The 18,093-nt window shown below is 67.8% G+C and carries 20 protein-coding genes and 1 tRNA gene; 16 read left to right on the forward strand and 5 right to left on the reverse strand.

Annotated features, from left to right (window positions below; translation table 11 throughout):
- Positions 1–105: 105 nt before the first annotated feature.
- Positions 106–507, reverse strand: coding sequence for a DUF5131 family protein (locus FM051_RS11425; protein WP_238412325.1), 402 nt, complete (start codon positions 505–507; stop codon positions 106–108).
- A gap of 950 nt (positions 508–1,457) precedes the next feature.
- On the opposite strand from FM051_RS11425, the gene FM051_RS11430 reads away from it, so the two are divergent.
- Both FM051_RS11430 and FM051_RS11435 read left to right on the forward strand, forming a co-directional pair.
- Positions 1,458–1,916 (forward strand): GntR family transcriptional regulator, encoded by a 459-nt coding sequence (locus FM051_RS11430; RefSeq protein ID WP_158842906.1) that lies wholly within the window; start codon positions 1,458–1,460, stop codon positions 1,914–1,916.
- Positions 1,917–1,968: 52 nt separating this feature from the next.
- Positions 1,969–2,538: an NUDIX hydrolase gene (locus FM051_RS11435; protein WP_158842907.1), complete on the forward strand. Its 570-nt coding sequence runs from the start codon at positions 1,969–1,971 to the stop codon at positions 2,536–2,538.
- Here the strand turns inward: FM051_RS11435 and FM051_RS11440 are convergent.
- Positions 2,524–3,639: an NsdA family TPR-like regulatory protein gene (locus tag FM051_RS11440; protein WP_238412326.1), complete on the reverse strand. Its 1,116-nt coding sequence runs from the start codon at positions 3,637–3,639 to the stop codon at positions 2,524–2,526. The two genes, FM051_RS11435 and FM051_RS11440, sit on opposite strands and share 15 nt — an antisense overlap.
- Positions 3,640–3,863: 224 nt before the next feature.
- Between FM051_RS11440 and FM051_RS11445 the strand changes: the two genes are divergently transcribed.
- The 13 genes from FM051_RS11445 to FM051_RS11510 all read left to right on the forward strand — a co-directional run bounded on the left by FM051_RS11445 (position 3,864) and on the right by FM051_RS11510 (position 14,668).
- Complete coding sequence (locus FM051_RS11445; protein ID WP_158842908.1) at positions 3,864–4,190, forward strand: WhiB family transcriptional regulator; 327 nt, start codon at positions 3,864–3,866, stop codon at positions 4,188–4,190.
- A complete protein-coding gene (locus tag FM051_RS11450) occupies positions 4,190–4,603 on the forward strand; it encodes a hypothetical protein (protein ID WP_158842909.1) in 414 nt (137 codons plus the stop codon). Before FM051_RS11445 ends, FM051_RS11450 begins: the two co-directional genes overlap by 1 nt.
- Positions 4,603–5,052: an RRQRL motif-containing zinc-binding protein gene (locus FM051_RS11455; RefSeq protein ID WP_158842910.1), complete on the forward strand. Its 450-nt coding sequence runs from the start codon at positions 4,603–4,605 to the stop codon at positions 5,050–5,052. Before FM051_RS11450 ends, FM051_RS11455 begins: the two co-directional genes overlap by 1 nt.
- The gene (locus FM051_RS11460; RefSeq protein ID WP_158842911.1) at positions 5,052–5,429 is read left to right on the forward strand and encodes a hypothetical protein; all 378 of its coding nucleotides are present in this window, start codon (positions 5,052–5,054) and stop codon (positions 5,427–5,429) included. The genes FM051_RS11455 and FM051_RS11460 overlap by 1 nt, the downstream gene beginning before the upstream one ends.
- Complete coding sequence (locus FM051_RS11465; protein WP_158842912.1) at positions 5,429–5,644, forward strand: hypothetical protein; 216 nt, start codon at positions 5,429–5,431, stop codon at positions 5,642–5,644. The genes FM051_RS11460 and FM051_RS11465 overlap by 1 nt, the downstream gene beginning before the upstream one ends.
- A complete protein-coding gene (locus FM051_RS11470; protein WP_158842913.1) occupies positions 5,641–5,907 on the forward strand; it encodes a hypothetical protein in 267 nt (88 codons plus the stop codon). The genes FM051_RS11465 and FM051_RS11470 overlap by 4 nt, the downstream gene beginning before the upstream one ends.
- Positions 5,904–7,022, forward strand: a complete 1,119-nt coding sequence (locus FM051_RS11475; RefSeq protein WP_158842914.1) for a hypothetical protein — start codon at positions 5,904–5,906, stop codon at positions 7,020–7,022. The genes FM051_RS11470 and FM051_RS11475 overlap by 4 nt, the downstream gene beginning before the upstream one ends.
- Positions 7,019–9,211 carry an FtsK/SpoIIIE domain-containing protein gene (locus tag FM051_RS11480; protein WP_158842915.1) on the forward strand — a complete coding sequence of 731 codons (2,193 nt, stop codon included), beginning with the start codon at positions 7,019–7,021 and terminating at the stop codon, positions 9,209–9,211. Before FM051_RS11475 ends, FM051_RS11480 begins: the two co-directional genes overlap by 4 nt.
- A 139-nt stretch (positions 9,212–9,350) precedes the next feature.
- Complete coding sequence (locus FM051_RS11485; protein ID WP_158842916.1) at positions 9,351–9,662, forward strand: hypothetical protein; 312 nt, start codon at positions 9,351–9,353, stop codon at positions 9,660–9,662.
- A gap of 26 nt (positions 9,663–9,688) precedes the next feature.
- Complete coding sequence (locus FM051_RS11490) at positions 9,689–10,684, forward strand: bifunctional DNA primase/polymerase (protein ID WP_238412327.1); 996 nt, start codon at positions 9,689–9,691, stop codon at positions 10,682–10,684.
- Positions 10,685–10,701: 17 nt separating this feature from the next.
- Positions 10,702–13,053, forward strand: coding sequence for a YfjI family protein (locus FM051_RS11500; protein WP_238412378.1), 2,352 nt, complete (start codon positions 10,702–10,704; stop codon positions 13,051–13,053).
- Positions 13,054–13,058: 5 nt separating this feature from the next.
- Positions 13,059–13,247 carry a helix-turn-helix transcriptional regulator gene (locus tag FM051_RS11505; protein ID WP_158842917.1) on the forward strand — a complete coding sequence of 63 codons (189 nt, stop codon included), beginning with the start codon at positions 13,059–13,061 and terminating at the stop codon, positions 13,245–13,247.
- The gene (locus tag FM051_RS11510) at positions 13,247–14,668 is read left to right on the forward strand and encodes a tyrosine-type recombinase/integrase (protein ID WP_158842918.1); all 1,422 of its coding nucleotides are present in this window, start codon (positions 13,247–13,249) and stop codon (positions 14,666–14,668) included. The genes FM051_RS11505 and FM051_RS11510 overlap by 1 nt, the downstream gene beginning before the upstream one ends.
- 137 nt (positions 14,669–14,805) lie before the next feature.
- Here the strand turns inward: FM051_RS11510 and FM051_RS11515 are convergent.
- Together FM051_RS11515 and FM051_RS11520 are read right to left on the reverse strand one after the other, a co-directional pair.
- Positions 14,806–14,879 (reverse strand) — tRNA-Leu (locus FM051_RS11515).
- Between the two features lie 84 nt (positions 14,880–14,963).
- Positions 14,964–15,245 (reverse strand): metal-sensitive transcriptional regulator, encoded by a 282-nt coding sequence (locus FM051_RS11520; RefSeq protein WP_077006260.1) that lies wholly within the window; start codon positions 15,243–15,245, stop codon positions 14,964–14,966.
- Positions 15,246–15,518: 273 nt separating this feature from the next.
- Between FM051_RS11520 and FM051_RS11525 the strand changes: the two genes are divergently transcribed.
- Positions 15,519–15,860, forward strand: coding sequence for a histone-like nucleoid-structuring protein Lsr2 (locus FM051_RS11525; RefSeq protein ID WP_015104119.1), 342 nt, complete (start codon positions 15,519–15,521; stop codon positions 15,858–15,860).
- Between the two features lie 65 nt (positions 15,861–15,925).
- On the opposite strand, the gene pabB is transcribed toward FM051_RS11525, so the two are convergent.
- Positions 15,926–17,989, reverse strand: coding sequence for an aminodeoxychorismate synthase component I (gene pabB / locus FM051_RS11530; protein ID WP_158842919.1), 2,064 nt, complete (start codon positions 17,987–17,989; stop codon positions 15,926–15,928).
- Positions 17,990–18,093 lie beyond the last annotated feature (104 nt).

Raw genomic sequence — 18,093 nt, forward strand, 5'->3', positions numbered from 1 at the left:
CGCGCACCGACCCCACCCAAGCTACCCAAATCCGCCTGGATCAACGAACCACCCCAAGAAAACGAGGAGACAGAACACGAAACAGAACAAGCAGCCTGAACTGTCTCAACACCATTGACAGGTTCCGATGCGACGAAGCCTGAGGGCGCGCTTGGTCAGGATCTGGTAGGTGTGTCGTGGAGTGGCGGCCATGACGTCGAAGACCTGCTGGATGAAGTCGAGCGGGATCTTCGCGTGGAAGAGGTCGCTCATCGAGTTGACGAAGACCACGCGCGGTTCGCGCCAGCGGAACGGCTCCGCCAGGGAGGTCATGTGTGTGGCCACACCGAAGCCCGGGCCGCTCGTTCGTGGGTCGCCGTCAGTCTGGTACTTGGCTGACCCCATTGCCTTGAGGCGCTTGGCGAGTGTGAGGGCGTAGCAGTTGTCGCATCCGGCTGAGACTTTGTCGCACCCGGTGGTCGGGTTCCACGTTGTCTCAGTCCACTCGATGCTTGATCTCGTGCTCATAGCCCCTCCTTCTGGCCAGTTCGACACCGTAGGGCACGGCGTCCTGTCTCGAACGAGTGCTACCTCGCTAGTACCTCGAACTGCTGTTCGAGTCAATGGGCCACGCCAGCGACGTCACAACTTGTCGGTGCGAGACAGTGCCTTGAGGTGTCACTGGCCTGCAAGCGGCAGGCCATCTTGCCAACGTTAGGGCGGCCTGTCTGCTTCGGCTCCGAAGTTCGTGGAACGGGTTGCCCCCTCGGGTGGTGACCACTCCCCGGCGAGTTTGAGAGCTGCTTAGCCAGGTGACAACAGGGGCGGGGCGCACCTAGCGGCGTTCTCGCAAGACGGGCGGCTGCCACCTGCTCTGACATGCGCAAACAGGTTCTTGGTGTATCGGCGTTGGCTGAAACTTGGCCGAACGTCGGGCGCCGTGGCAAGCGGCTGCGGCGTGTGGCAGGAGATGGGGCACCGTGCCGTCCGGGTTGTCAACGCTGGTTGACGCCGAGTGGTCGGGACGCGTGCCACGAAAACACGAAAAGGCCGTTAGGGCACTGTGGACAGCCTCCTACCAGCAGTGATACGAAGAGATTGGCGTGGCAAGGCCGCTCCACGTTATGTCACGACATGCCCCGAAAACCCCTCCGATCTAGGCGACCCACGTGACCTCATAGCCGCTACGGCAGCTGGTCTGCGGTCTGTTGCCCCCGCCGGGCGCGTGGAACGGGCTCAATCGCACCAGCTCGCTGGGATTTTCGGTGCACGTCGTGGCATAACGTGGAAGGGGTACGCCACGGCGTCGGGTGGACATCGTGCCTGGTAGGCATTTGTCCACAGTGGCCTAACGTGCTTTTTGTGTTTTCGTGGCACGTGTCTCGACCATCCAGCGTCAACCAGCGTTGACACGCTGGCCGCGCCACGTCGCGGCGGGTGTCGCTTCCGATAGGTTCACGGACGGAGGTGGGAGCACGATGGCGCAGCGTGGGACGTACCTGACGATCGCGGACCAGATGGTCAACAAGATCGAAGGCGGTGACTGGCCGCCAGGTGCCCCGGTTCCTTCCGAGGCCGCCCTGACGGACCAGTTCAAGGTTGCTCGTGGCACCGTGCGGTCCGCGCTTCGGGTAGTCGAGGAACGCGGGCTGATCGAGGTAAAGCCGGGCCGCGGTCGCTTCGTCGCGGCGCGCAACGGCGCACAGTTGCCAGCAACCACCACCCCGACTGCCGCGTACGAGCTTGTCGCCCAAGCCGTGCTGAAGCTGATCGAAGAACAGTCACTACCCGCGAACACTCCCCTTCCGAGCGAAACCCGCCTGATGACGGAACACGGCGTGTCCCGGACTACCGTCCGCCGCGCATACAGGCTGCTACAGGACAGGGGCATCGTCTCCGTTCGCCAGGGCGCGGGTGCGTACGTCGCTCAACCATGATCCGAACGACTGGCCGCTGTGGCGGCTGCCTGTTCGAGATATCGTCTTCCGCATGACCTCACCGGAGTCCGAAGACGACCGCTGGATTGTCCACAGCGAGCGCCCGATCTACGAAAACGAGTGGATCACGGTCAGTATGGCGGACATATCCGTGCCCTCGGGTGAGCGCTTCGAACACCACGTAGTTTCTATGAAGCCCGCAGCTATGACTGCCGTGCTCGATGAGTCAGGCGAGAATGTCCTATTGGCGTGGCGACACAGATTCCCCTCGGACGTATGGAACTGGGAACTTCCGGGAGGTCTCATCGACGGCGGCGAGGATGCCGAGCAGACCGCCATTCGCGAGATCGCAGAAGAAACCGGATACCGCCCTCGCACGGTCGAACATCTAGTCACCTTCGAGCCGATGATTGGCATGGTCCGCAACGCTCACCACGTTTTTCTCGCGAGGGGTGCAGAACGCATTGGAGAGCCTACCGAGCAGAACGAGGGCCGTTTCGAATGGGTTCCGCTCGCTGAAATTCCAAAGCTGATTGCGCAGGGAAAGATACTCAACTCTGGCACCCTTGTGGCACTTCTCCACGTGCTAGCGATTAGCGGCCATCCATCAGCTAGCAAGTAGCTTCGCGATCCTGACGCGCTGTCGAGTTGAGCCAGCATGACCGGCCAGCTCGGCGGCGCGTTTTGCGTTTTGCTGAGCAGCTGCGACATCGCCTCTCGCAGCAAGTGCAGTGGCAAGATCGACCAGGAGTCCGGTCTGCGCACGCACGGAGTCGCCAGCAGCATCAAGCGCCCTGGTGAGATCAGTCACCGCTTCACTGTCACCGAGTCGCGCCAGGCAGTGCCCCCGCCAACGGGCAAGATGCGCTTCGTTCAACATCAGAAACGGCAATTCCTCATCTACCGAGTCTGTGGGCAACAACTTCTCTGCTTGACGTAACGCAGTGCGAGCGCCGCCGCCATCACCTGCCGCCGACCTCGCCTCAGCCTCTGCTGCAAAGAGCCAGGCGCGAAGCAGTGCAGGCAGCGAGCGCGCATTTTCGCGGTGAGTATGAGAAATGAGCGTTACTGCTTCTTCGTTATGCCCGCTATCCAGGAGCGCGTAAGCCTGTTGAGCGGTTACGTGTGCCAGCACGGCCGCTATCCCGCTTTCCCTCGCCCCGCTTTTGGCTGTCTCGTGGAGCCGCCACGCCGCTTTAATATCTCCCATGTCAAGAGCTTGCCACCCGGCAAGTGCGGCAGCTTCCGCCAATGCCGCCGCGATGCCCGCCCGATTAGAGCCAGGCATCGAATCCCGTAGGACATCCTCCATCTGGGCGACGTGTAATTTCGTCTGTTCTGACAGGCGAGCTGCGCCCACCTTGCGATCGAGAAGACGGAAGTTCTGTGTTTGCTGCTCGAACAGGTCAACCATCTCTGCATCAACAGTTACGAAGTTGAAGCGCGCTGCCAACTCGGGAATCGCGAAGTTGGACACAGGTTCCTCTTCGAAACCAAGCGTCGCCGGAGTCCGGTTGTAAATTTCGCAGAGAAGTTCCCGGTAGAGAGGATCGGTGATCTTCCTGCCGTCGTTCTCCCAGTAGGCCCACATGCGAGCCAGGCTCGCCCCTTCGGGGACTCCGCGACGTCGGCGCTTGGCCGCCGCGATGAAGGCGCGCATCGCAGCCGCCTTCGTCATCCCCAGTTCTTCACGCACCGCCTTGAGTGCCGTCAGTGTTCCCACCCCCCGTGACTACCCCGCCACCATGCTCCGTCTGACCTGCTCTTTTCAACCCTGACGCCGACCAGTCATCCCGTTAGTCAGGTAGTCGTCATCTGCCGCGCGAGCACGGCCGCCGGGAAGGTAGTCACCAGCAACCACGAACGAACGCTTGACGAGAGGGCAACTCGTCTCTAACTTGTTCAACATCAGTAGTGAACATGTTAGGTACATGTACAGGAGGCGAAGTGAAGCGGTTCCAGCTCACGCCGGTACCGGCCAGGTGGGAGGACCGGCCCTGTCTGGACACGGGCGTCGAACTTTGGTTCGGCCCGGCGGACGACGTGCCGCCGCCCTTGCAGGAGACCCCGGAGGACCGGCGCTACCGCGAGGAGACCGCGAAGGCGGTGTGCGGGGCGTGCCCGTTCGTGAAGCGCTGCTTGGAGGACGAGCTTCAGCACGGGATCGGAGAGCAGTGGGGCGTACGAGGTGGCATGACCGCCGCCGAGCGTCAGCAGTTGATCCGCGATCGGCGCGACCGGGCGGTCGCCGAGTTCATGGGAGAGGTGGCGTGATGAGCCTGGCGAAGAACGCGGCGGTTGCCGCGCATCTGTTGGAGTCGCACGAGGAGTTGTCCGCGGTTGTGGCGCACGTCCACATCTCCAGCGGAAGCCTCGTCGCCACCGACGTGCAGTTGCAGCTCAGGACTCGGCTGGACGCTGACGCGTTGGTGACGTTGGCGGGGTGTTCCCACGTCATGGGTGCCGGACAGATCGAGTTGCAGCCCGCGTCCGGTTACGTGAAGGCGCGGGTGAGCCACGAGGTGACCACCCCGGCGGGCGTGGCCGAAGTCGAGGTGTGGACGCACCTGGACGTGTGGACGGCCCAACGGATGACGTCGCAGTTTGAGGTGACGTTGTCGAAGGACGCCGGTCCGGTGTTCATCGACACCGCGCACGTGCTGCGGGTGCTGGGGGCGGTGGCGTGATGGGCCGCCGTACGCAGTTGGCCACGGTGGTGTTGCCGTGGAACGGGATGACGGTGTTCTGCCGGGGAGAGCGGGACGGGTTGCCGGTGTTCGGGTGGGGGACCAGGCCGGGCGGGGTGCCCAAGGGTCTCTGCACCCGCCGGCAGTTGCGGGCGAAGGGGTTGCGGCCCGGTGGGGCCGATCCGGACGCGTTGTTGGTGTTCCGGCACCGCATCGCGGCGCGCGCCGAGGAGGTGTGCGAGCTGTGGCGGGAAGAGGTCGCGGTTCCGGTCCGGGCGATGACGCCGGGCAGGTGGAAGGCGCACGACGCCGCGATGCGCGCGCGCCGTTTCTGCCAGGACCCCGGCCACCTGGCCGAGGTCGACCACGTGGTGCGCGGTCCGCGCAAGCAGTGCCTGCCCTGCTTCTTCGCCGACACCACCGACGACTACGAGGGAAGGGCCGCCTGATGTTGACCACGACGACGTGCGTGACGGTCACCTGCGACAGGTGCGGCGAGAAGTACCGCGACGAGGAGTGGGAGACCACGGTCCACTTCGGCACCGAGTCCGAGGCGCTGGAGTGGTTGGCGCGGTCGGGTTGGCACGTCACCGACGACGGGCGGGCGTTGAGCTGCGAGCAGTGCGTGGCCGAGCGGTTGTGCGCCGAGCAGGGCCACGTCGTCGAGTACTGGCACGACTGCCGGTGCCGTCCCGACCTCGGTCACCGCCGTGACGCCGAGGGTCGGTGCACGCGGCAGTTCGCCTGGTGCGACCGGTGCCAGGAGACCACCCGCCGTAACCGTCCCGCCGGGCAGACCACGCCCGTCGACAAGGCGGTCGCGTGATGACCGCCGCCTCCCTGATGACCATGCCCGGACCGGCGGCCTACTCCCGCCAAGAAGCCGCCGCCGGTCCGGCCCGACCCGACCCGTACGAGACGACTCGGGAGACCACCAGCATGTCGGACACGGCATCGCACGACCACACCAACCATCGGGACATGGTCCTGGGGCAGACCACGATCACCGCCACGCCGCTGCTGTGCGGGGGTGTCCGATGACCAGTGACCTGATCACCACCTACCCCCTGCCGTTCGTGCTGCTGGGAACGATGGCCGCCCTGTTGGCGGTGCTGCTGTGGCGGCTGGTGCTGTCCGCCGCGCTGGTCGCGGGGGCGCTGTGGGCGGTCGCCGCGTCGGGCGGCAACGACGCCGTGGCGGTGCTCGCCCTGGCCGCGGTCGTGTCGGCCGCGTTCGTCCTGCTTCAGCCCGGTCAGACGTCGCGCCGGCCGGTGCGGCTGCGCGTTGAGGAGGTGGCCCGATGAGCACGTGGGCGGAGAACCGGCGGGCCGACCGGCAGGCGGCGGCGGCCGACGAGCGGGCGCGTGCGGCGTTGTTGTTCGAGCAGCGCCGCGCCGACCGGGAAGCCGACGCGAAGCTCAGGCAGGAACGGCAGGACGCCGTGCGTGCCCGCCGGGCGCAGTCCCGTGCCGCGTTGGCCGGGTGGCTGCGGGCGCACACGATCGACCTGTTGTTCGTGCCGGTGATCGTGGTTCCGGCCGTGTTGGCGTGGACCGCGATGGCCGATTACGGCCGTGAGGTGTTCGGGCCGGTCGGCACGTTGCTGCCGTTGTTCAGTGAGGCCGCGATGTGGGCGTTCGCGTTCGCGGTGCCGATGGCACAGCGCGCCAACCGGTCCACGGGATGGCTACACCTGGGTGTGTGGGTGTTCGCCGCCGTGGCAGCCGCGCTCAACTTCGTGCACGGTCTGGCCGGTGACCACGGTGGCGTCGGTCGCGGCGTGGTGATGGCGCTGGTGTCGGTCGGTGGCGTCGTCGTCCACCAGCTCGTCACCGCCGCACCGGGCAAGCCGCGGCTGTCCCGCGCCGAGCGGGACGCGGCCCGGTTGCAGCGCCTGGCCGCGCGGCGGGTGCTGGCGGTGCGGCGGACCGCGCTGCGTCAGGCCGTGGCCGACCTGTCCCCGGACGGCACCGCCACCCTTGTGCACCGGCCCGGCCTGGTCGGGTTCCGGCGCCGTTTCCTGCGGGCGCGGCTGGTGCCGGTGACCCTTCCCGGTCTGCCGGTCACCGGTCCCGACACGGTCGGCGACGACCTGGCCGCCGAGATCGGCGAGTACCTCACCGCGCTTCCCGCACCCCGACCCGCCACCGACATCCGCACGGGCGGGAACACGTCGGGAAATGCGGAAACGCCGCACGCGGCGTTGCTGGCGGAGGTCCCGGCGAAGATCGCGGACAGGGTGCCCGGCTACGTCGCCCGCGTCCGCGCGGCGATCGACTCCGGCGAGCTGCCCGCCCACCCGAGTCAGAACGCCGTCCGCAAGTTCCTGCACATCCGGGGCGAGGTCGCGGCCGTGGTGTGCCGCGTGCTGACCCACGACCCCGGTGACGACGACCCCCGACAGGCGGTGACCACATGAGCACCACGACCACGGTCGGAACCCCCGACCCGAACGAGACCCCCGACCCGTCCGAGGGCGGCAAGGTCCTGCCCCTGCGCCCGGCGGTGGCGGAAGCCGCGGTTGCCGTGCCCGCGTCGGTGGACGGCGAGGTGATCGAGGGCGAACTGGTGATGGTCGACCAACCCGACTTCGCGGTGCGGCCGGTGTGGGAGCGGCTGCGTGGTCAGCAGCGGCGGCCGTTGGTCGCGTCGTGGTTGCGGTCGTGGGAGGAGTTCAACGCCACCGCCGTGTGGGTGTGCAGGCACTACGCGCACACCGCCGCGTTCCACCTGCTGCGTTCCCCGCTGTACGCGCTGCGGCTGCTGGCCCGTGCCCCGCGCGGGTTGGGTCGGGTGCTGGCCGCGATGGGCCGGTGGATCATCGACGCGGAGGCGCGGCCGTTGCGGGCTGCGGCGGTGCGGGAGGAGAACGCCGGGGAGTACCTGCGGTTGTCGGCCCAGCGCAACCAGCGGGTGGCCGTCCGCGTGGGGTTGGCCGGTGCGGCGCTGGTCGGGGTGCTGGTTGGGTGGTTCCTGCTGCCGGACCCGATGCCGTGGTGGCTGCGCTGGTCGATGTGGGCGTTCGTGGCCGGCGGCCTGGCCGCTCTCGGTGTGGCTGGTACCCCGGCGGACAAGCCGCTGGCCTCGCGTGCGGTGGTGGCCGCCCCGGTGGCCAAGCTGACCAGCGACATCGTCATCCGTGCCCTGTCGTCTCTGGGTATTGCCGCGATGAACCCCACAAGGGGTACCGCGATCAGCTTCCCCGCGCCGATCGTGCGCGACGGCCCCGGCTGGCGCTCCGATGTGGACCTGCCGTACGGGGTCACGGTGACCGACATCATCGAGCGCCGCGACCGCTTGGCGTCCGGTCTGCGTCGGCCGCTGGGCTGTGTGTGGCCGGAACCGGCGTCGGAGGAACACGCCGGGCGGTTGGTGCTGTGGGTCGGTGACCAGCCGATGAACAAGGCCAAGCAGCCCGCCTGGCCGCTGCTGCGCGGCGGTGAGGCCGACGTGTTCAAGCCGCTGCCGTTCGGCAACGACCAGCGCGGCCGGCTGGTGTCGGTGCTGCTGATGTTCGCCAACATCCTGATCGGTGCGATGCCGCGCTACGGCAAGACGTTCGCGTTGCGGGTGCTGCTGCTGGCGTTGGCGCTGGACCCGCGTGTCGAGATGCGGGTGTTCGAGCTGAAGGGCACCGGGGACCTGTCGCCGTTGGAGAAGGTGGCACACCACTACGCGTCCGGCGCGGATGACGCCACGATCGCGTCCTGTGTGGAGTCATTGCGCGAGGTGTACGGCGAGTTGGAGCGCCGGGCAAAGACGATTTCCAAGCTGCCAAAGGACATCTGCCCGGAGAACAAGGTCACGCCGCAGTTGGCGGCCAACCGCAAGTTGGGGTTGTGGCCGTTGGCATTCGCCGTGGACGAGTGTCAGGAGGCGTTCTCCCACCCCACCTACGGCAAGGAAGCCGGGGAACTGGCCACCGCGATCATCAAGCGCGGCCCGGCCATGGGGATCATCCTCATCCTGGCCACCCAGCGGCCGGACAAGGACTCCCTGCCCACCGGGGTCAGCGCCAACGTCGGGATCCGGTTCTGCCTGCGGGTGATGGGACAGATCGAGAACGACATGGTGTTGGGCACCAGCGCCTACAAGAACGGCATCCGGGCCACCATGTTCACCCAGTCCGACAAGGGCATCGGCTACCTGGTCGGCGCGGCCGACGACCCGCAGATCGTGCGCTCGTCCTACCTGGACGGCCCCACGTCGGACCGGATCGCCGACCGTGCCCGTGCCCTGCGGGCCACCGCCGGGACGCTCACCGGCCACGCCATCGGCGAGGACACCGCCGCAGCTGCGGAGTCCGGTCACGACCTGATCGCCGACATCGCGGCCGTCGTCGCGGCCGACGAAACCAAGGTGTGGTCCGAGTCCGTCGTGGACCGGCTGACCGCGCTGCGCCCGGCCGTCTACGGCCAGTGGGCCGAACTGGACGGCACCGGCAAGGCCACCGCCCTGTCCGCCGCCCTCAAGCCCTACGGCATCGGCACCGGCCAGGTGTGGGGCACCGACCCCACCACCGGCAAGGGAGCCAACCGGCGCGGCATCGACCGCGCCCACATCACCGACTTGCTCGCGGAGCGTAACCGCGACCGGTCGGCGAGCTGACCGCGTCGGGGCGCTGGGTCTAGCACCCCGGCCCGCTAGACCTAGCGCCCCCGCTAGCAACCCGCACACCTGCTGATCAGCGCCCTAGCAACTAGCGGCGTCGGTGCCGCACACCCAAAAACAGCCCCGGAGGGCACCCGTGACCCCCATCGTCACCCGCACCCGCGTCATCGTCGCGGCGCTCATGGTGCTCACATTCAGTGACATCACGCCCGGTCTGACCCGACTCGCCGGAAGCTGCCTCGCCGTGCTGGCCGTCGGCTACGTCGTCGCCGTCCTGGCCTTCCCCTACCGCAGGTGCCGTGCCTGCAACGGCATGGGCCGCCACACCTCCGGTCTGTTCGGCGGCATCCGCCTGTGCACCCGATGCGACGGCGAAGGGCTCCGACTGCGCGCCGGACGCCGCGTGCTCAACCGCTTACGGCGCAACCACCGCGCCACCCGCCGCTGACCGGGCACCACCAACCGGAGGTCACCATGACTCGCCACACCAGCGAGCGGCACCGCGACGCCATGCTCGCCGTCGCCCTGGACGCCGTGGCGCGCGGCTGGTACGTGTTCCCGCTGCGCCCGCACTCCAAGAAGCCGCCCGCCTTCCACGGTGAGGACCACTGCCCGGCTACCGGCATCTGCGCCACCACCCACCAGGGATGGGAGCAGCGCGCGACCAACGACCCGCGCGAGGTCCGCTGGTACTGGGAAAGCCGGCGCTACGGCGGCTGCAACGTCGGGATCGCCACCGGGCGGAGCGGGTTGCTCATCGTGGACCTGGACACGGCGGACTCGCCCGATGACCGGCCACAGGACGGCTCTAGACGAGGGGAGGTCCAGGGCGGGCTGGACATGTTAGTCCTGCTCTGCGAAGAGGCCGGCCAACCCATACCGATGGACACGCTGACCGTCGAGACCCCGTCCGGCGGCTGGCACCTGTACTTCCGCGCCCCCGCCGGAGTCCGACTCGGCAACACCCAGGGCAACCGTGGACTCGCCCTCGGGTGGAAGATCGACACCCGAGGTCAGGGCGGCTACGTCGTCGCACCCGGATCGACCACTCCGGACGGCCCGTACCGGCTTGCGGACGACCGGCCCGTGGCCGATCTGCCCGCCTGGTTGGTCCAGCGCCTCACTGTTCGCCCGCCCACGGCCACTACAGCGCCCGTTCAGATCGCCGTGGACCGGTTGCCCGCCTACGTCGAAGCGGCACTCCGGGGTGAGGCGGACCGCGTCGCCAGGGCACAAACGACCGCGCACAACATCGTGCTCTACACCGCCGCCGTCGCCCTCGGGCAACTCGTCGCCGGGGGACTGCTCCCCTCGTCTAGAGCCGAAGAAACCCTCTACGCAGCCGCCACCCACATGATCACCGGCGACTGCGGCTGCACCGACCGCGAAGTCCGCCGCGTCATCGACCGAGGCATCCAGGCCGGCCGCGACAAGCCCCGCACCGCGCCCGCACGGCGAGGTGCCGCGTGACCACCAGACATGTGGTGATGTGGTCGGGCGGGATCACCAGCTGGGCCACCGCCAAACTCGTCGCCCAACGCCACGGCACCGACAACCTGGTGTTGCTGTTCGCCGACACCCTGGTCGAGCACCCCGACCTCTACCGGTTCAACGACGAGGCCAGCGCCGAACTCGGTGTCCCGATCACCCGCGTCGCCGACGGCCGCACGCCGTGGCAGGTGTTCAACGACGAACGGATGATCAAAATCCGGAAGTTCGCGCCCTGCGCCAAGTACCTCAAGCAGATCCCCTGCCGACAGTGGCTGGAAGCCAACGCCGACCCGGCGAACACGGTGCTCTACGTCGGGCTGGACTGGACCGAACCCGAACGCGCCCCCGGCGTCGAAGCAGGCTGGGCACCCTGGCCGGTCGCCATGCCGCTCATCGACCCGCCCTACTACCCCAAAGACCACTGGCTGGACCAGGCCCGCAAAGCCGGAATCGAACCCCCGGTCATGTACGCCCAGGGCTACCCCCACGCCAACTGCGGCGGAGCCTGCGTCAAAGGCGGCCAGGCCCAATGGGCACGCCTCCTACGCACCGACCCCGACCGCTACGCCGACAACGAACGCGAAGAACAAGCCTTCCGCGACGCCCTCGGCAAGGACGTCGCCGTCCTGCGCACCCGCAAAGGCGGCACCACCCGCCCCCTACCGCTCACCGTCCTGCGCACCCAGGTCCAGGGCACCAACGCCTTGCAGCCCGGCTTCGACCAGGACGACTGGGGCGGCTGCGGCTGCATGACCGACATCGCACCCGCCCCGGACAGCATCACCGAGGACGCCATGACCACCGCAGAGTCAGACACCGCAATCGCGGAGAATTCGGTGCGCTTGCACCTGGTGCCGGGTGGTGAGCCGTGGGAAACACCGGCGCCGCTCACCGGGCGTGCTGCCGCCGGGTTGCCCGCATTCCCGCTGGACGTGCTGCCCGGTTGGCTTGCCGACCAGGTGGCCGGAATCGCCACCGAAACGCAGACACCGCCGGATCTGGCGGGGTGCATCGGGCTGGCTGCCCTGTCCACCGCCGCCGGCGGGCGCGCTGAAGTCGCGGTGCGTGGCTTGTGGCGTGAGCCCGTGAACCTCTACGTCGTCGTCGCACTGCCGCCGGGTGCACGCAAGTCGCCGGTGTTCTCCGCGATGACCTCACCGCTGTTGCAGGTCGAGCGGGAGTTGGTCGAACGGACCACACCACTGATCGCTACCGCCGAACTGGAACGCAAGATCGCCCACGCCCGGGCGGAGAAAGCCGCGGCTGCCGCCACCCGGGCCGACGCCCTCCAGCAGCACGAAGCGGTCGCAGCAGCCACCGACGCCGCCATGGTCGCCGAAGCCATCACCGTGCCGGTGCTCCCCCGGTTGATCGCCGACGACATCACCAGCGAAACCGCGGCTTCCCTCATGGCCGAACAAGGCGGCCGGCTGGCAGTGCTGTCAGCGGAAGGCGGGATCTTTGCCACGCTCGCCGGGCGCTACAGCGGCACGCCCAACTTCGAGGTGTTCCTCAAAGGCCACGCCGGTGACCTGCTGCGCGTCGACCGTCAGAGCCGCGAAGCCGAGCACATCGAGCGACCCGCGCTCACGCTCGGTCTGGCGTTGCAGCCCTCCGTCATCCGCGACCTGGCCGACAACGCCGGGTTCCGCGAGCGCGGACTACTCGGACGCATCCTGTTCTCCCTGCCCGTCGACCTGGTCGGCAACCGCGTCATCGGCCCCGACCAGATCAGCCCGGATGTCGTTGCCACCTACAGCGACAACCTTCGCGCGCTGGTGTGCGCGTTGGCCGAATGGACCGACCCGGCTGTGCTGACGCTGACCAACAAAGCAGCCGATCTGGTGCTCGAACTGGAACGCGAAGTCGAACCAAAGCTGCGCATGGGCGGGGCATTCGGCCACATCCGCGACTGGGCAAGCAAGTACGTCGGCGCAACGATTCGACTCGCCGGCCTGCTGCACCTCGCGGACAACCCCACGACCGGGTGGGGCCGCCCAATCGCCGGCGACACCATGACCCGCGCCGTCAGACTGGGTCGCTACTTCGCCGCACACGCCTTGGCGGCGTTCGACCTGATCGGCGAAAACGACACGATCGAGAAGGCACGCCTGATCCTGAACTGGATCGAGCGCACGAAGCCCTCCCGCTTCAGCCGCAACGAACTCGCCAAAGGTGTCTCCCGTTCGCAGTTCAAGACCGTGACGCAGCTGGACGAGCCGCTGAACCTGCTTGAACAACACGGCTACGTCCGCCGTGAACCCGAGCCCGAACGGCGCGGCCGTGGTCGCCCTCCGTCGGCCGCCTACCTGGTTCACCCGCAGTTCCACGCGAACGGGGGGAGGTGAACGAGATGAGCAAGCCGCACGAGCAACTGACGATCGCGGAAGTGTGCGCCGAGCTGAAGATCTCCCGCAGCACGTTCTACGAGTGGAAAGCCAAGGGCAAGGCACCTCGCAGTCGGAAGCTCCCCAACGGCGAGATCCGCGTCAGCCGCACCGCGCTCAACGACTGGTTGGAATCCCTGGAGGAAGCAGCCTGATGGCTACCACGTTCGACGTCCGCATCTGGAAAACCGAGGTGTGGCAAGGCAAGACGACAACCACCTACACCGTGCGGTGGGCGGTCGCGGGCGCGCGGTTCAAACAACCGTTCAAGACCTCGGCGTTGGCCGACAGCTTCCGGTCGAAACTGGTCGTCGCGGCCAAGGGCGGTGAGGCGTTCAGCGTCGAAACCGGGTTGCCGGTCTCGACGCAGCGAGCCGAGAACAGCATGACCTGGTTCGCATTCGCGTGCGCCTACGTGGACATGAAGTGGGATGAGTCGGCGGGCAACTCGCGCAAGGGCGTCGCGGAGATGCTGACGAACGCCACCAGCGTCATGCTCTCCACGACGCGCGGCAAGCCGGACGACAAGGTGATCCGGCGGTCGTTGAACGGCTGGGCATTCAACAGGAACCGCCGCGACAGCGCGGCACCGACCGAGGTACGCACGGCGCTGAAGTGGTTGACCGCCAACACCAAGCAGGTCTCAGCGCTTCAAGATCCGACCGTGATGCGCGCGATGCTGGGACGACTGGCCAAGAAGCTCGACGGCACGCGCGCCGCGCCGTCCACGATCAGGCGTAAGCGCGCTGTGCTCTACAACGCGATGGAGTACGCCGTCGAGTTGAAGCTGCTCGACAAGAACCCGATCCCGGCCCTCAAGTGGAAGGTCCCGAAACCACCCAAGGCCATCGACAAGCGAACCGTGGTCAACCCGACCCAAGCGCGGCAACTGCTCGACGCCGTGCGGGTCCAGCAGCCGAGCGGTCCGCGGCTGGTCGCCTACTTCGCGACGATGTACTACTCGGCGGCGCGTCCTGGAGAAGCCGTCAACCTTCGCAGACAGGACGTGCTGATCCCGGATGCCACGTGGGACGAAAGCGGGCAACGATGGGTGCTCCCGGATGGCGTGGACGACGACGGCGGAGAACTGCTGCTGTCCGAATCTGCCCCGGAAACCGGCGCGGCGTGGAGCGAGACCGGGATGCGCCGGGACCGTCGGCAGCTCAAGCACCGGGAGAAGGGCGAGACCCGGCCGGTGCCGTGCCCACCGCAACTCGCCGTACTGCTCCGTGACCACCTGCGCCAGTTCGGCACCGACCCGGACGGCTTCCTGTTCCGGGGCGTACGTGACCGCGGCTTGTTCTCCGAGTCCACCTACAGCCGCGCCTGGCGCAAGGCACGCGAAGCGGCGTTCACCGAGGAGGACTACGCCTCACCTCTGGCACGACGCGCCTACCAGCTGCGCCACGCCGCCGTCAGCACCTGGCTCAACGGCGGGGTGCCGCCACAGCAGGTGGCCGAATGGGCAGGCCACTCCTTGGAAGTCCTGTTCAAGATCTACGCGAAGTGTCTGTCGGGCCAAGAGGACGCGGCGCGCCGCCGTCTGACAGACGCCTACAAGACCGACGACAGCTGACCCGAACCATCTCGGCACGCATTCGGCACAGACAGCCGTAGACCGCAGGTGACAGCCGGACACCACCGGACGGAACAAGATCGGCCCCTGACCTGGTTCACGCAGGTCAGGGGCCGATCTTGTGTGGTCCAACTACGTGCCCCCGGTGCGACTCGAACGCACACTGGACGGATTTTGAGTCCGCTGCCTCTGCCGATTGGGCTACGGGGGCCGGCGGGAGCACTCTACTGGATCAGGTTGCCCGGCCGCCGTGCGGCCCCCTTGTTCCGGGGGACGGCGGCCGGGGTCCCGGGTGTCAGGAGCGGACCAGGCGGCCGATTGCGGCGGAGGCTTCGGCGATCTTCTCGTCCGCCACCTCGCCCCCCTCGGCCACGGCCTGCGCCACGCAGTGCTTCAGGTGCTCGTCCAGCAGACCCAGGGACACCGCCTGCAACGCCTTGGTCGCGGCGGAGATCTGGGTCAGCACGTCGATGCAGTAGTCGTCGTTCTCCACCATCCGCTGGAGGCCGCGGACCTGCCCCTCGATGCGGCGCAATCGCTTGAGGTACGCGTCCTTGTCCGCCGTGTAACCGTGCATCGCTCCCGACCTTCCCTACCCTGGGCGGGTATCCGACTCCAGGATAGGCCACTCGACCGGGTGTGACCGGCACCACGGGGTGACCCCTTCGGCGGCCTCACATTTCGGCCGGTGCCGTTTAGGGCGTGAAATGACCCGTCCGGGGGCATCAGTCACATTTTCATCGCGAAAGGTTAGGCGATATTCCTCTCGTGCACTATGGTGTCGAACCAAGCGTGTGGCGCAGAACAAGTCGAGGGCAGCACGCGCTATGCGAGCACACACGGAGGAACAGTGGCACAGCAGACCGTCGTCCAACTCATCGACGACCTCGACGGCAGCGAAGCCGCCGAGACCGTGACCTTCGCGCTGGACGGTGTGGAGTACTCCATCGACCTCTCCAAGGACAATGCGGACAAGCTCCGCGAGTCCCTGGCCGACTTCGTCGCCAAGGCGCGCCGGGCGGGTGGCCGCAAGCAGCGCAAGGGCACCGGTAAGAGCACGGTAAAGGCTGGTGACAAGGCCCAGGCCCAGGCCATTCGGGACTGGGCGCGCGCGCAGGGCCACCAGATCTCCGACCGCGGCCGCATTCCCCAGGGCCTGGTCGTGCAGTTCCAGGAAGCGCACGCTTCCTGACTCGCGTCGTTTTCCCCTGCGGTGGACCACACCTACCGCAGGGGAAAACCGCAGGTCAAGAGCCTTCACGCCATTCTGGTGCGCCCCGGGAACTCGGCGTCCAGCAGCTTGAGCAGGGCGGTCGCCTTGACGGCGGTCTCCTCGAATTCCTCCGCCGGGTCGGACAGCGCGATGACCGCGCCCCCGACCCCGAAACTCACCTTGTCGCGGTCCACCACCAGCGTCCTGATGACGATGCTGAAGTCGGCCGTTCCGGACAGTGAGAAGTAACCGAGCGCCCCGGAGTAGACACCCCTGGGCCCGGCTTCCAGCCCGTCGATGATCTGCATTGTCCGGATCTTGGGGGCTCCTGTCATGGACCCGCCCGGGAACGCCGCCCTAACCACGCGTGCGGCGGAACTACCGGAACGCAGTCGGGCCCGAACGGTGCTGACGAGCTGGTGCACTGTCGCGTAGCTCTCCACCTCGAAGATCCTGGGCACCTCGACGCTGCCGACTTCCGCGCAATGGCCCAGATCATTGCGGACCAAGTCCACGATCATGAGGTTCTCCGCGCGGTCCTTCGCGCTGGTAGCCAAGGCCGTGCGCAAAGCCGCGTCCTCGGCGGCGGTCGCGCCGCGGGGTCGTGTCCCCTTGATTGGCTCGGATTCGACGACACCCTGTCGGTCCACCCGGATGAACCGCTCGGGTGAAGTGCTGAGCACCGAGAGCGCGCCGAAACGGAGCAACGCCCCGAACGGAGCCGGGCTTTCCGCGCGGAGGAACCGGTAGGCGTCCCAGGGGTCGACCGCGCCACGCCACGTCACCATGTTCGTCAGGCACACCTCGTAGCTCTCGCCCGCCGTGATGGCCTCCTGACAAGCCGCGACCAGCTTCAGGTAGTGCGCGCGGCTGTGCCGCGACCGCACGAAGTCGGCACGGGCCGGTGTCGGTGCGGTCGTGGGCGGCGCGGTGAAATCGCGCAGGAAATCGGCCGTTCGGCCCAACCAGTCGTCCTCGTCGGACAACGCCAACAGGTAGACGCACCGGGAAACGTGGTCGAAAACCAGTGCCCGGTCGGCGAACACGAATGCCGCGTCGGGTTGCTCCGAACGGTGCGCCGCCACTCCGCCGCATTCGGCCTTCAGCTCGTAGCCGAGGTAGCCGACCCAGCCGAGCGCGAACTCGAACGGCACGTCCGGCGGCGCCACCCGCCACGCCGCCAGGTCGGCCTCCAGCCAGTCGAAGAACGGCCCGGGGTGCGCCACCCCGTCCACGGTCACCTCGCCGGTCCACACGTCGTACGTGGCCACGCGCGCCAACGGCCCGCCGGCGTCCCCCATCACGGAGAACCGGCCCCGTTCGCCGGCGAGGCTGCTGTCCAGCCAGAACGCGTCACGGGACGCCCCGTACAACGCCGCGTACACGTCCTCCGGTGACGGGTGCACGTCCACGCGCCGCACCAGCACCTCACGAGCGGCAGAAGACACAGCAGAAGGCACACCAGAGGGCACGGCAGCAGGCACACCAGCAGAAGGGGGAACCGGAGCGGCCGGAACCAGGGGCTCGACGGCGGCGGCCTCGGTCAGGTCGCGGAAGTTGGCCAGCAGTTGGTGGCCGTGCGACGTGCACACCGACTCGGGGTGGAACTGCACACCCCAGGCGGGCCGCGACCGGTGCCGCACGCCCATCAGCACGTCGTCGGAGGACGTCCACGCGATCGGCTCGAGCGAAGGGGGCAGGTCGGACACGGCCAGCGAGTGGTACCGCACCACGGGCAGCGGCGACGGCAGGCCCGCGAACACGTCCACTTCGGTGTGCCGCACCAGGTCCACCACCCCGTGCCGGGGCGGGACCAGCCCCACCGACGCGCCGTGCGCGAGGCACAGCCCCTGGTGGCCGAGGCACACGCCGAGCAGCGGGATGTCGGCGTGCTCGATCACCGCCCGGCACAGGCCGAAGTCGGCCTCGTTCTGCGGCCGGCCGGGTCCGGGCGAGATCACCACGTTGTCGAACCGCCGCAGGTCGGCCAGCCGGAACCGCGGGTCGTCGTTGGTGATGACGACCGGCTCGCGCCCGTTCACCTCGGCCAGGTACTGGAAGAGGTTGAAGGTGAACGAGTCGTAGTTGTCGATGAGCAGGGTCCGCATGGCAAACAGCACGGTACCTGCACGAACACCCGGATGGAGTACCCGCCGACGGACTACCCCTATATACCGAAGAGGCCGGGCACATCCGCTGCCCGGCCTCCCCG

The organism is Saccharothrix deserti (genome assembly GCF_009769385.1).
GTDB classification, from domain to species: domain Bacteria; phylum Actinomycetota; class Actinomycetes; order Mycobacteriales; family Pseudonocardiaceae; genus Actinosynnema; species Actinosynnema deserti.

Bases quoted from the DNA above. Each gene is read 5' to 3' on its own strand.
- FM051_RS11425 (WP_238412325.1), bottom strand. From the start codon at position 507: ATGAGCACGAGATCAAGCATCGAGTGGACTGAGACAACGTGGAACCCG.
- FM051_RS11430 (WP_158842906.1), top strand. From the start codon at position 1,458: ATGGCGCAGCGTGGGACGTACCTGACGATCGCGGACCAGATGGTCAAC.
- FM051_RS11435 (WP_158842907.1), top strand. From the start codon at position 1,969: ATGACCTCACCGGAGTCCGAAGACGACCGCTGGATTGTCCACAGCGAG.
- FM051_RS11450 (WP_158842909.1), top strand. From the start codon at position 4,190: ATGAGCCTGGCGAAGAACGCGGCGGTTGCCGCGCATCTGTTGGAGTCG.
- FM051_RS11455 (WP_158842910.1), top strand. From the start codon at position 4,603: ATGGGCCGCCGTACGCAGTTGGCCACGGTGGTGTTGCCGTGGAACGGG.
- FM051_RS11460 (WP_158842911.1), top strand. From the start codon at position 5,052: ATGTTGACCACGACGACGTGCGTGACGGTCACCTGCGACAGGTGCGGC.
- FM051_RS11465 (WP_158842912.1), top strand. From the start codon at position 5,429: ATGACCGCCGCCTCCCTGATGACCATGCCCGGACCGGCGGCCTACTCC.
- FM051_RS11470 (WP_158842913.1), top strand. From the start codon at position 5,641: ATGACCAGTGACCTGATCACCACCTACCCCCTGCCGTTCGTGCTGCTG.
- FM051_RS11475 (WP_158842914.1), top strand. From the start codon at position 5,904: ATGAGCACGTGGGCGGAGAACCGGCGGGCCGACCGGCAGGCGGCGGCG.
- FM051_RS11480 (WP_158842915.1), top strand. From the start codon at position 7,019: ATGAGCACCACGACCACGGTCGGAACCCCCGACCCGAACGAGACCCCC.
- FM051_RS11490 (WP_238412327.1), top strand. From the start codon at position 9,689: ATGACTCGCCACACCAGCGAGCGGCACCGCGACGCCATGCTCGCCGTC.
- FM051_RS11500 (WP_238412378.1), top strand. From the start codon at position 10,702: ATGTGGTCGGGCGGGATCACCAGCTGGGCCACCGCCAAACTCGTCGCC.
- FM051_RS11505 (WP_158842917.1), top strand. From the start codon at position 13,059: ATGAGCAAGCCGCACGAGCAACTGACGATCGCGGAAGTGTGCGCCGAG.
- FM051_RS11510 (WP_158842918.1), top strand. From the start codon at position 13,247: ATGGCTACCACGTTCGACGTCCGCATCTGGAAAACCGAGGTGTGGCAA.
- FM051_RS11520 (WP_077006260.1), bottom strand. From the start codon at position 15,245: ATGCACGGTTACACGGCGGACAAGGACGCGTACCTCAAGCGATTGCGC.
- pabB (WP_158842919.1), bottom strand. From the start codon at position 17,989: ATGCGGACCCTGCTCATCGACAACTACGACTCGTTCACCTTCAACCTC.